Source organism: Catellatospora sp. NPDC049111 (assembly GCF_040648615.1).
GTDB lineage: Bacteria > Actinomycetota > Actinomycetes > Mycobacteriales > Micromonosporaceae > Catellatospora > Catellatospora aurea.
In genome coordinates this window covers 93,000-104,483 of record NZ_JBEZEB010000005.1, presented here as the reverse complement: position 1 = coordinate 104,483, position 11,484 = coordinate 93,000, and the positions used below count along the sequence as shown (strand labels likewise).

Below are 11,484 nucleotides of genomic sequence, written 5' to 3'. Positions count from 1 at the left end.
CGGGAACGACCTGCGATAGAAGTCTCGGTGTGTGAGGGAAGCAGGGGCAACGCCTCGCCGTCGTGTGATGAGGACATGCCGGTGGTCCGCATGTGCTTGCTGGTGGTCCTGACGGTGTTGCCATCTGATCGAGGCATGGATGACCGACAGTCGTTGACGGAAGGTGGCCGAGCAGTGGCCGCGCCTACGTTCGGGCCGCAGTGGTTCGTCGCGGATGGAAGCCGCGTAGTGATCGGGAGTAGGGTCCGTACCGACTTCGGGCCGCAGGTGTTCGGCACGGTGATCGGTGTCGACGCCGACCACGGACTGCCGATCGTTCGGCTCGACGCAGGTCCGCTCACAGGTGAGGAGCACAAGTTTTGGCCAGGCCAGCTGTTCAGCATTCGCAGCTGAACCGCGCCTTGGATAAGGAGAGACACGTGCGGCAACTGAACGCGGATCTGCCGCTGCGGTTCGAACGCACATTCCAGCCGTGGATGTACGCGGCGTCTCACCGGACACTCGTGCTGCGCAGCCATGGCCGGGCAGACCCTGGCCATGAATCCGCCGAGTTCGAGGAGGCGGTCGACGTGATGTTCGTGGGTGTGATCGCCATGAACACCCGGTTTCACTACCGGCCGCTGCTCATCGCCGCCGTGGGCGACCTCACCGAGGTCGAGGGTTTCCCGGAGGTGCCGGAACGGCATCGGGCCGGGTTCGTGTACCTGTCGGTGTCCGACGGAACGCACGACGGTTTCGTGGTCTGCGGCAATCTCCAGGTGGGCACGACCGGTGAGCTGGGCCTGCGCTGGTCAGCCCGGATCCCGAGTTAGGAAGGGCACCTTCTACAACGCGGAGCGTTGTGAAGGTGCCCTTCCTTTGTCCTTACTGGAAGCGGGTGCCGGTGGTCGGGCTCCAGGTGCCGTCGACGATGACGGGGGCGGCGGGCTGGGGCGTGAGGGACTGGGCGGTGAAGGCGCCTGCGGGGGCGATGGGGAGTTTGAGGACGGTGCCGGTGAGGTCGATGGTGGCCGTGGCGCCGGTGGAGTGGGCCGTGACGAACTCGGGGTCGGTGAGGGTCAGGACCAGACCGAGGCGGTGGCCGGCGGGGATGACCTGGTCGATCGGGCGCAGTTTCCAGGTGATCGTGTAGTAGGTGCTGGTGTTCATGGCGGTGGTGCTGGTCAGCGAGTCACGGTGCTGGCCGTCCATCCAGCCGCGGGACAGCACCTGGTATGCCGCGCTCGACACGACCTTCGCCGTGTTCTTGTAGCAGGCGTCGTCGGTGCTGGACGAGGAGCCCCAACAGGACTCGGTGCTCAGGGTGCTGATGCCCTCGCCGGAGGCGCGGTAGTTGACCCGGGTGGCGGTGCCGTACGTGACGAGTTTCGCGGTCAGGGTGGTGGTCGCCTTGCTGGAGCGGACCCGCAGCGTGATCGTCGGAGTGCCGGAGATGCGCAGGTCAGAGGTCAGCACGGGGGTCTGGTAGACCTTGCGGCCGGTGCGTGCGGTCGTCGGCGAGCTGACCGCGTTGGCTTCGCTGAGCGTCGGCGCGTCGGTCAGCGACAGGCTGCCCGAGCCCGCGCCGGACGTGGTGAGCACGCCCGGGTTGCCGGTGCCCTGCAGCACGTAGTTGGTCGTGGTGGTGCCCGACGGCGGCCATACGGTGCTGGTCTGCCACACGTCGGCGGCCCGTTCCACGTCGGCCATCGGCTCGCTCATGATGCCGTTGTCGATGCCCTTGAGCCAGTAGTCGAACCAGCGGTGCAGCGTGTCGACCCAGGCGGCGCGGCGGAAGTCGAACGGGTCGACGTGGCCCTCCTGGGACAGCCAGATCTTGCGCGGCACGTTGTTGGCGGCGAGCGCGTCCCACCACTGTCCGAAGTGCACGCCCTGCACGTTGAGGTCGTTCATGCCGTGCACGACGAAGACGCTGGCGTGCACCGAGGCCGCGGAGGTGACGTAGTTGCGGGCGGCCCAGAACGAGTTGTAGTTGCCGTTGCTGACGGCTCCGCTGCTCAGGGCGCTGGACACGGCGGTGCAGGTGCCCGACGGGCGGCCGTTGACCGTGTTGTGCAGGCTCGGCACCGAGCTGACCTTCGGGTTGACCATGCCGTTAGCCCGGTTGTAGTCGTACCAGCTGGAGATCGCGCCGATCGGCACGATGGTCTCCAGGCCCTGCACGCCCGTGGCGGCGACCGCGTTGGCGACGGTGCCGTCCCACGACTTGCCGATCATGCCGACCTTGCCGGTGGTCCAGGTCGTCGCGTTGACCACGGCGCCGCTCGCGGTACGCCCGACGGCGCGGCCGTTGAGCCAGTCGATCACCGCTTTCGCGCCCTGCACCTCCTCGGTGCCGCCGACGTCCTCGCAACCGGTGGAGCGGCTGGTGCCGGCCAGGTCGGCGGCGATGAACGCGAAGCCGCGCGGCACGAAGAAGTTGTCGTAGTACAGCGGGAACTTCGACACGGTGCCGTCGGCGGCGTACACCTTCTTCTCGGACTCGTTGCCGCGCCCGCAGCACTGGTAGTAGGGCGAGGCGTCCATGATGACGGGCACCTTCACCCCGGCGGTGGCGGCCTCGCGGGGCCGGATGATGTCCGCGACGACCTTGTCGGGGGTGCCGTTGCCGTCGTTGTCGAGGGTCGTCTCGACGTACACCGTCTCGCGGATGGCGGTGGTGTAGTCGTAGACCGGGTCGCTGAGCGGAGTGACAGGTGCCGCCGAGGCGGGTGCGGCCAGCGCGGTGGTGCCGAGCATGGCGAGCACGCACAGGAGGGGTATGCGACGCATCGACACATGGTGTCATTGCCATGTATCACTGTCTATGCTCGTTCCTGCATCTCAGGCCGAGGCCATGCACTTCGCGCCGGAGATGCCGATGGCCAGCTCGGCGCCCGAGGCGGCCAGCACGGTGACGGCGTTCACGTCCCCGGTGTAGGCGACCTCGGCGGCGGACTCGCAGAACCGGAGGGCCGCCGTGGCGGCGTCGTCGCCCAGGGTCGTGGTGATCACTACCGAGGTGCACTGGCCGTTCACGGCGACCGAGCTGACCTCGGCGCTGTTCAGATGGTCCTTCACCCGGTCGCCTGCCCCGCCGCAGGAGTCCGGCGGCGCGGCGGCCGAGGTGCCGGCCGCCGCCGGTGGTGCCGGGTCCGCCTCGTCGCCGCAGGCGGTCAGGCCGAGGGTCAGGCCGAGGATCGTCGACGCGAGCAGGGAAATGCTTCGGCTGCGGGTTCTCATGTGGTCTACCGTTCTGGAGGAGTGGGACGTGCTCGAAGAAGTGGGCTCGGGAGGCGTCACGGTGCCGTCGCGGTGATGAGCCAGAGTCCGACCGGGAGCCGGTAGCCGGTCCCGCGTCCGTGGAACCGGTCGAGCAGCCTGGCCGTAGCAGCACGGGCGGCCGCCTGATGCGGAGTCGGGGCGGCCCGGTAGGCGGCTCCGGCGGGTCCGATCTCGATCAGCCACTCGGCCGTCGTGTCGGGGTCGCCGGGTGCGGTCATGACCACGTCGTGCGGTTCGATGGTGATCCCGTCGAAGCCCGCCGTGTCGAGGATCCGCCGCACCCGGGCCGAGTCGGCGAACGCGAACGGGCCGGGCTCGTCGCCGACGGGAAGCGGCGGCAGTGCCGCCACGTGCGGCGCGGCACCGACCACCGCGAGCGTCAGCCACGGGTTGGCCGGGCCGTCCCGGAATACGGTCGCGGCCAGCCGTCCGCCGGCACGCAGCGCGCGCCGGACGTTGGCGCAGCCGGTGACCGGGTCGGCCAGCAGCATGAGCGTCATCCTGGAGTACGCCGCGTCGAACGGCGCTCCCGGCAGGTCACCGGTGGTCTCCACGTCGGCGGCGGTGAACCGCAGACCAGGGTGGCGGTCGGCGGGAAACCGGGCGGCCGCTGCCTCCACCATCGACTCCGCCAGGTCCACGCCGAGCACGGCGCCCGTCGGTCCGACCGCCGCCGCCAATTCCGCAGTGGTGCCGCCGCAGCCGCAGCCGACGTCGAGGACGCGCTCGCCGGGACGCGGACTCAGCCGGGCCATCGCGACCGCGCCCAGTGGGCTGCCGAGTTCGTCCTGGCGGTCGGCGTGCCGGATCCAGCCGGGCGCTGCCTGCGTCCAGAACGCGGTGTTGCGGGCACGCAGCCCGGCGGTGTCGGCCATCAGAACGGCAGTTCCGCGCCGTCGACGGTCATCGCCCGGAATCCGGCGCTCTTGCCGGCGTCGAAGCCGTCCGACTGGGCGGCCAGGCCCGCGGCCCGCACCAGTCGTTCGGACTGGAATCGCCGGAACGCCGCTTCGTCCTGCCACACGTTGATGATCCGCCAGCCGTCCTCGGTCGGCCCGGCGACGTGCGCCAGCAGGCCCGGCGGCCGGTCCGGGCCGAGGTGCTGCTCGACCAGCCGGTATTCGGCCTCGCTCACGCCGGGCATCTCCTGGAGCACACCGAACGGCATACGATCACATCCTTTGGTTAGAGTGTCACTCTAACCAATAGAGCACTACAGTGAGGCGGTGGCTGTCAAGAGGCGGTACGAGTCGGAGCGGCGACAGGAGCAGGCCCGCCAGACCCGCCGCGCCATCCTGGACGCGGCCGGGCGGCTGTTCGTCGAGTCCGGATACGCCGCCACACCGCTGACCGCGGTCGCCACCGAGGCGGGCGTCGCGGTGCAGACCGTCTACGCGGTGTTCGGCAGCAAACGCCAGCTGCTGTCCGATCTGGTCGACGTCACCACGGCCGGCGACGACGAGCCGGTGGCGCTGCCCGACCGCGCCTTCGTCGCCGAGATCCAGGCACTGGTCGACCCGCGGGCGAAGCTTGTCCGCTACGCCCGGCAGCTCACCGAGGTGCACGAGCGCAACGCCGGGGTGATGATCGCGCTGGCGGGTGCGGCGACCGCCGACGCCGACGCCGCCGCGATCTGGTCCAAGAGCGTCGAGGAGCGGCGGCGTGGCATGGGCATGTTCGCCGCCGAACTCGTCGCGACCGGCGGGGTGCGCCCCGAGCACGACGCCGGCAGCGTCGCCGACGTGCTGTGGCTGGCGATGGACGCCCGCAACTACGACTGGCTGGTACGCACCCGCGGCTGGTCCGCCGAACGCTTCCAGCGCTGGTACGTCGACACCGTGAGCGCCGCCGTGCTGGCGTGACCCGCATGGGGCCGTGTCAACGCGGTGACCGGCGCAAGCGCGGGTAGTCCGGCAAGTCGATCTTCTCGGGCGGTGGGGACAGCACGTGCCCGGCGACGCGCTGCAAGGCGGGCTTCGCGGCCGTGGCCAGCAGCGTGTTGAGGACAGCGATCCCGGCCCGACTGCGCGGATGGGCGATGCGCGGCACGAACGGCGGGAGGTGCTGCGCCTGCGTGACGTACGGCCGCATGATCCGCTCGTAGGATCGGAACGCGGCCCGATGACCGGCGTGCGAGGCCAACTCACCCGCCAGCACGTACGCCCCCACCAGGGCCAGGCTGGTGCCCATACCGCTGATGGGCGAGGCGCAGTAGCCGGCGTCACCGAGCAGGGCGACCCGGCCGCTGCTCCAGCGCGGAGCGCGCACCTGGCCCACGAGTTCGAAGTAGAACTCCTCGGCGGCGTCCAGCTCGCCCAGCACCCGCGACGCCTCCCAGCCGACGCCGGTGAAGACGTGGCGCAGCAGCTCTTTCTGCTCGGCGACCGCGAGCCGCTCGAAGCCGCGGGGCGGGCACAGGAACGACATCAGCGCCCTGGTCGTGCCGAGGTTGTCCGGGCGCAGTGCGACGACCCGGCCGCCGGGTGCGTTGTGCCAGCGCGCCCACGAGCCGTCCGACGCGGCGCGGGGGATGGTGAGGTAGGCCGTGTAGAGCCCGAGCGGGGTCACCCGCGCCTCGTCGCCGAACACCAGCGCGCGCGTCGTGGAGCCGATGCCGTCGGCCGCGACGACCAGGTCGAAGGACTGATCGGGACGGTGCGCGAAGGAGACCCGGACCTCGTCGTCGCGGTCGTCGAGGGCGGTGATGCGGTCGCCGAAGACGTACTCGGTGTGCTCGCGGGTGCGCTCGTGCAGCAGCCGGGCCAGCTCGCCGCGCAGGATCTCCAGCTCGGCGACGAAGCCCTCCCCGCCGAACGCGTCGGCGGCGAACGCGGCCCGGACGCGGTCGCGCGCGTCGACGAAGGCGACCCCGTCCTCCCCGGTGGAGGCGGCCCGGACGGCATCCTCGACGCCCATCCGCCGGGCGACGGTGCGTCCTGCCCCGCGCAGGTCGACGGTCTGCCCGCCGGGACGTATGCCCTCGTGGCGCTCGACCACCACCGCCGTCATGCCGTACTCGTGCAGCCAGTGGGCGAGGGAGGGACCCGCGATGCTCGCGCCCGAGATCAGGACCCGGCGACCGGCCGTCCATGCTGTGCCCACATCCTGCGCAACGAGGGCCGGGTGGGCCGGGAACGGCCGGCTCAGCCGATGTCGATGAAGCCGTCGACCTGCCTGGCGATCCGGATCGCCGTACGCATGTGATCGGCGCGTTCCAGCAGCTGGGTCAGCGGCTGCGGGTCCTGCCCGCCATCCTCGTCCGGCGGTGGATAAAGGCGTCGCCACTCCGCGACGAGCTGATCGAGTTCGCTCTCCAGCGCGTCCAGACCCGCGCCCTCGACCTGCACACCGTGGGTGAACCCGACCTCGTAAAGCGACGCCAGGATCGGCAACCCGAGACGCTCGGCATGATCGGACCAGTGGTCGCCGATCGCCCAGTTCGCGCCCAGGAACTCGTCGAAGACCGTCAGGTCCGGACGGTCGGCCATCCACGCGTACAGCGCCCCGATATCCGTCGGCGGCCGCTCCTTCAAGAGCTCGCGGTCGGCGATGCGGTACACCGAGATGTGAAATGTCATGCGGTCATCCTGCCGCCCGGCGGGGCAGGGACGCCGTTGCGCCGGGGACAGCACCGGGCGGCACCGGCCGCGGCGGCGGGGACTACCGTTGCCGGGTGAACCCTGATCAGCGCGCACTCATGGACGGCGACCTCGACCAGCGCGAGGAGCACCTGTCCCGGCTCCTCGACCGTGCGAAGGAAGGCGGCGACGAATCCGCGCTGGAGGCGCTGCGCGCGCTCGTCGGCGACTACCCGCACTACCACCGCTCGCTCTACTGCCGGGCGCTGAACCACGCCGCCGTATTCGTCGACGACTCCCTGGCGGAGCCGTTGCTCGCCGCGCTGGCCGACACCCGCTACAACTGCCAGGCCTGGGCCGCGATGGGCTGTGCGGAACTGCGCCTGCGGGCCGCGGTGCCGGGCCTGCTGGCACTGCTGGAACGTGGCGACTGGATGGGCCAGGAGCACGCCGTACGCGCGCTCGGCCGGATCGGCGACGAGTCCGCGGTGCCCGCGCTGGCCGAGGTGCTGTGGTCCGAACCCGAGTGGCTGCGCGAGCGCGCGGCCGACGCGCTGGCCGCGATCGGTGGCGACGAGGCGCTCGCGGCCCTGTGGGACGCGTTCGAGCACCGGGGCTACACCCGGATCGGCTACCTCGCGAGCGCGCTGTCGAAGTTCACACCGGACGTCCTACCCCGGCTGCTCGCGGCCGCCGAGGACGACGACCCGGACCTGCGGTACTGGGCGGCCGTCGCGCTCGGCTCGACCGGCGATGAGAGCGTGGTGCCGACGCTGGAGCGGCTGATGGCGCAGGACAAGGGCCAGACGGTGTTCGACGGCTGGGTCAGCGTCGCGGCGAAGAAGGCCCTGCGCACCCAGCGCCGCATCCAGGCCGCGATCGCCGCCCGCTCCGCCGCCGAGGGCGACGCCCTCGCTCCATGATCTCGTCCGCCCGGCGTCGCCGACGCCTGGCGTCGCTGCAGTTTCAAGGAAAGTGCAGGAAAGAGCCCCGGCCAAAGGCCACTTTCCTTGAAACTGCAGCACACCAGAGCGGCCGGGAGGGTCAGGCGGCGTGGTCGGCGTCGCGGCGGCCGGACCAGGCGCGCCATAGTTCGGCGTAGCGGCCGTCGGGGGTTTCGCGCAGTTCGTCGTGGGAGCCGCTCTCCACGATGCGGCCCTCGTCGAGCACGACCACCCAGTCGGCGAGCGCCGCCTGGGTGAGTCGGTGCGCGACCAGCAGGCCGGTCCGTCCTTGCAGCGCGGCGACGACCGATGCCTCCAGGACCCGGGCTCCGGCGCTGCCCGCCTCGGCGGTGGCCTCGTCCAGCACCGCGACGGCCGGGTCGGCGAGCACCAGCCGGGCCAGGGCGAGCTGCTGCGCCTGCGCGGCGGTCAGCCGGTGGCCGCCCTCGCCGACCACGGTGGCTAGGCCGTCGGGCAGTGCGGCAGCCCACTCGGCGGCCCCGACCTGCTCCAAGGCGGCGGTCAGGTCGGCGTCGGTGGCGTCGGGGCGGGCAAGGCGCAGGTCCTCGGCGAGCGTGCCCGCGAAGACGTACACCTCCTGGGTGATCAGCGCGACGGCCCGGCGGCCGGCCGGGTCGAGGTCGCCGATGCCGACACCGCCGACGCGGATGCTGCCCGACGTCGGCTCGTGCACGCCCGCGACCAGCCCGGCGAGGGTGCTCTTGCCGGCGCCGCTCGCGCCGACCAGCGCGACCCGCTGCCCGGCGGGCACCGCGATGGTGACCTCGTGCAGCACGGGGCGGTCGGCGGTGTAGGAGTGGCTGACGGCGTCGGCGTGCAGGGAGGCGTCGGCGGGCGTACGCGGCGCGGGCGGCGCGGCGGGTTCGGGCAGGTCGGCGACGCCGACGATGCGGACCAGCGCGGCGGTCGCCGACTGCACGTCGTCGATGAGCCCGAGCGCGATGTTGACCGGCGTGAACAGGTTGTGGAAGTACAGGGCCGCCGCGGTGGCCGCGCCGATGCTGACCTCACCGGAGCGCACCAGCAGGAAACCGGTGGCCAGCACCGCGGACAGGCCGATGAACTCGGCCAGGTTGAGCCGGGCGTAGAAGCGGGTGACCAGGTTGACCCCGCGCATGGTCAGGTCCACGGCGTCCTGCGAGCGGCCGGTGACCAGGCCGAGGTGCTGCTCGCGGCGGCGCAGCGCGCGTACCGTCGGCGCGCCGCCGATGGTCTCCAGGAGCTGCTGCTGCTGTGCGCCGACGGCGACGCGCTGGCGGGCGTACAGCGGCAGGGCCCGGCCGCCGTACCACCAGACGGTGTACAGCTGCACGGGTGCGGCCAGCAGCGCGGCGGCCATGAAGCGCCAGTCGAGCACGGCCAGCCCGGCCAGGGTGAGGAAGATCGCCAGCAGTGACCGGGCCAGTTCGGGCAGCCCGGAGCGGACCACGGACGCGACGGCGTTGAGGTCGTTGCCGGCGCGGGAGGTCAGGTCGCCGGAGCCGGCCCGCTCGACCTGGCCCAGCGGCAGCCGCAGCGCCCGGTTGAGGAAACGTTCCCGCAGCTCGGCGAGGGCTCCTTCACCGAGCCGGGCGATGAGCGTCAGGCCCCAGGCGGTGGCCGCGCCGGACAGGACGGCGACGACGGCCAGGGCGACGACCGGGGTGGTGATCGCGGCCGCGGGCGCGCCGGTGGTGACGAGGTCGACGACGTGTCCGAGCAGCGGCGCGACGGCCAGCCCGATGCCCGTGGCGGCGGTCAGCACGAGCAGCCCGGCCGCGGCCAGCCACCGGCGCGGGCGCAGCAGCGCGCGCAGCGCGGCGACGGTCTGCCTGCCGGTGGCGATGGGCAGCAGTTCCCGCTGCTCGGACATGGGGGTCGCCTCCTGGCCGGTCATGCCAGCACCGTCGTGCGGTAGCCGGTGTGCTCGCGCACGAGCTGCTCGTGGGTGCCGGACGCGGTGAGCGCGCCGTCGGCGACGAAGTGGACGGTGTCGGCGGCGGCCAGCAGCGCCGGGCTGGTGGTGATGACGACGGTGGTACGGCCCTCGCGCAGGCGGCGTACGCCGTGCACGATGCGCAGCTCGGTGACCGCGTCGACGGCCGTGGTGGGCTCGTGCAGGACCAGCACCGGGGCGTCGGCGGCCAGGGCGCGGGCCAGGGCGACGCGCTGGCGCTGCCCGCCGGACAGCGACCGGCCGCGCTCGGCGAGCACGCCGTCGACGCCGCCGGGCAGGGTCGCGGCGACCTCGTCCGCGCCGGACGCGGCCAGCGCCGTGGCGAGCAGCTCAGCGGCGGGTGAGGTGTTCGAGGCCGCGGTGGGCGGCTGCTCCGGGCTGGACGTCGGCGACGGCGGGGCGGTCGTGTCGCCGGTGCGCTGTTGCGGCAGGGGCAGCGCGTCGGCGGCCGGGCTCAGTACGTTGTCGCGCAGGGTGCCCTCGAACAGGTCGGCGTCGTGGGCGGCGACGAGCAGCGCGCCGCGTACCGCCTCGGGGTCGAGGGTAGACAGGTCGTGGCCGTCGAGGGTGATCGCGCCGGAGTCGGGTTCGCGCTCGCGGCCGAGCAGGTCGACGAGGGCCTCGGCGTGGGCGGGGTCGGCGGCGACGACGCCGACGAGCTGCCCGGCGGGGACGTCGAGGTCGAGGTCGCGCAGCCCGCCGTGGGTGAGGCCGCGGACGGTGAGGCGGCCGGTGACGGGGCCGGGCAGCGGCGCGCCACCGCCGACGGCCGGGGGAGAGGACAGCACCTCGGCGATGCGTACGGCGCTGCCGCGGCCCTGGGCCAGTTCCCCGTTGACCCAGACCAGCATCGACAGCGGCCCGATCAGGTACTGCGCCATGCCGACCGCGGCGATCAGCGCGCCGACGCTGATGTCCCCGTCGGCGGCCAGCCGCCCGCCGACGAGCGCGACGATCGCCAGGAACAGCCCGTTGACGGCGAGCAGGGTGCCGTCGTGCCAGCTCTTGGCACGGGCGGCGTGCACGGTCGCGGTGAGCGCGGCCCGGCTGCTGAGCCGGTAGCGCTCGGCGGCGGCCCGCTCCGCCCCGATGCCCTTGAGCACGCGCAGGCCGCCGACCATGTCCGCGGCGAGCCCGGCGGTGTGCGCGATCCGGTCCTGCTCGACCTCGCTGCGCCGCTGCAGGGGACGGCCCAGCAGGTGGGCCAGCCCCATCATGAGCGGGGTGCCGAGCAGCACCAGCAGGCCGAGCGGCAACGACACCCGCAGCAGCGCGACCGCGCCGACGACCAGGCCCAGGATGCCGGCGATGCCCAGCGGCAGGGCGAGCGCGACCATGCCGACGCGCCCGGCGTCGCTGGTCGCGACGCTGGCCAGCGTGCCGGGCAGCCGACCGGTGTCGGCCCCGCCGTGCGCGTCGAGGACCCGGTCGGTGAGGCGTACCCGCAGCAGATGCCCGGCCTGCTCGGCGGCGCGTTCGCCCAGGCGTGCGCCGAAGCGGAAGCTGAACGACAGGGTCACGAACACCGCCCCGAGCACGGCGAGCCAGGCCAGCAGCTCGGACGAGGAGCCGGTGCCGACGGCACGGTCCACGACCAGGCCGATCACCACCGGCACCATGGCCTCGCCGGCCTGGTGCCCGGTGCTGAGCAGCGCGCTGCCGGTGATCCGGCCCGCCTGCCCGCGCAGGGCGTCGCGCAGCACGCGGCCGCTGGTGAACTGTGGCATGTCTTCTCCTGGTT

General features: G+C 72.6%; 12 protein-coding genes. 4 read left to right on the top strand and 8 right to left on the bottom strand.

The window, feature by feature from the left end; all coding sequences use genetic code 11:
* Positions 1-75 precede the first annotated feature (75 nt).
* Both AB0B66_RS09420 and AB0B66_RS09415 read left to right on the top strand, forming a co-directional pair.
* On the top strand, positions 76-393 hold the full coding sequence (locus tag AB0B66_RS09420; protein ID WP_360525511.1) for a hypothetical protein: 318 nt from the start codon (positions 76-78) through the stop codon (positions 391-393).
* Positions 394-419: 26 nt separating this feature from the next.
* Entirely contained in the window at positions 420-812 is a 393-nt protein-coding gene (locus AB0B66_RS09415; RefSeq protein WP_360525508.1) for a hypothetical protein, read from the top strand.
* 52 nt (positions 813-864) lie between these two features.
* Here the strand turns inward: AB0B66_RS09415 and AB0B66_RS09410 are convergent, their stop codons facing one another.
* From AB0B66_RS09410 to AB0B66_RS09395, 4 genes are read right to left on the bottom strand one after another with little or no spacing between them, the layout of a single operon-like run.
* Complete coding sequence (locus AB0B66_RS09410; protein ID WP_360525505.1) at positions 865-2,772, bottom strand: Xaa-Pro dipeptidyl-peptidase; 1,908 nt, start codon at positions 2,770-2,772, stop codon at positions 865-867.
* A gap of 51 nt (positions 2,773-2,823) precedes the next feature.
* Positions 2,824-3,222, bottom strand: coding sequence for a hypothetical protein (locus tag AB0B66_RS09405; protein WP_360525502.1), 399 nt, complete (start codon positions 3,220-3,222; stop codon positions 2,824-2,826).
* Positions 3,223-3,278: 56 nt separating this feature from the next.
* Positions 3,279-4,139: a methyltransferase domain-containing protein gene (locus tag AB0B66_RS09400; RefSeq protein WP_360525499.1), complete on the bottom strand. Its 861-nt coding sequence runs from the start codon at positions 4,137-4,139 to the stop codon at positions 3,279-3,281.
* A complete protein-coding gene (locus AB0B66_RS09395) occupies positions 4,139-4,432 on the bottom strand; it encodes a hypothetical protein (protein WP_360525497.1) in 294 nt (97 codons plus the stop codon). The genes AB0B66_RS09400 and AB0B66_RS09395 overlap by 1 nt, the downstream gene beginning before the upstream one ends.
* Positions 4,433-4,490: 58 nt before the next feature.
* Between AB0B66_RS09395 and AB0B66_RS09390 the strand changes: the two genes are divergently transcribed.
* The gene (locus AB0B66_RS09390; RefSeq protein WP_360525494.1) at positions 4,491-5,126 is read left to right on the top strand and encodes a TetR/AcrR family transcriptional regulator; all 636 of its coding nucleotides are present in this window, start codon (positions 4,491-4,493) and stop codon (positions 5,124-5,126) included.
* A 16-nt stretch (positions 5,127-5,142) separates the two neighbouring features.
* On the opposite strand, the gene AB0B66_RS09385 is transcribed toward AB0B66_RS09390, so the two are convergent.
* Together AB0B66_RS09385 and AB0B66_RS09380 are read right to left on the bottom strand one after the other, a co-directional pair.
* Positions 5,143-6,366 carry an FAD-dependent monooxygenase gene (locus AB0B66_RS09385; protein WP_360525491.1) on the bottom strand — a complete coding sequence of 408 codons (1,224 nt, stop codon included), beginning with the start codon at positions 6,364-6,366 and terminating at the stop codon, positions 5,143-5,145.
* A 41-nt stretch (positions 6,367-6,407) separates the two neighbouring features.
* Positions 6,408-6,842 (bottom strand): hypothetical protein, encoded by a 435-nt coding sequence (locus tag AB0B66_RS09380; RefSeq protein ID WP_360525488.1) that lies wholly within the window; start codon positions 6,840-6,842, stop codon positions 6,408-6,410.
* A gap of 95 nt (positions 6,843-6,937) precedes the next feature.
* Here AB0B66_RS09380 and AB0B66_RS09375 point away from each other — a divergent pair, with 95 nt between their 5' ends.
* Positions 6,938-7,765 (top strand): HEAT repeat domain-containing protein, encoded by an 828-nt coding sequence (locus AB0B66_RS09375; protein WP_360525485.1) that lies wholly within the window; start codon positions 6,938-6,940, stop codon positions 7,763-7,765.
* Between the two features lie 121 nt (positions 7,766-7,886).
* Here AB0B66_RS09375 and AB0B66_RS09370 read toward each other — a convergent pair whose 3' ends face one another.
* Both AB0B66_RS09370 and AB0B66_RS09365 read right to left on the bottom strand, forming a co-directional pair.
* Positions 7,887-9,683 (bottom strand): ABC transporter ATP-binding protein, encoded by a 1,797-nt coding sequence (locus tag AB0B66_RS09370; RefSeq protein ID WP_360525482.1) that lies wholly within the window; start codon positions 9,681-9,683, stop codon positions 7,887-7,889.
* Entirely contained in the window at positions 9,680-11,470 is a 1,791-nt protein-coding gene (locus AB0B66_RS09365) for an ABC transporter ATP-binding protein (RefSeq protein ID WP_360525479.1), read from the bottom strand. Before AB0B66_RS09365 ends, AB0B66_RS09370 begins: the two co-directional genes overlap by 4 nt.
* Between the last annotated feature and the right edge of the window lie 14 nt (positions 11,471-11,484).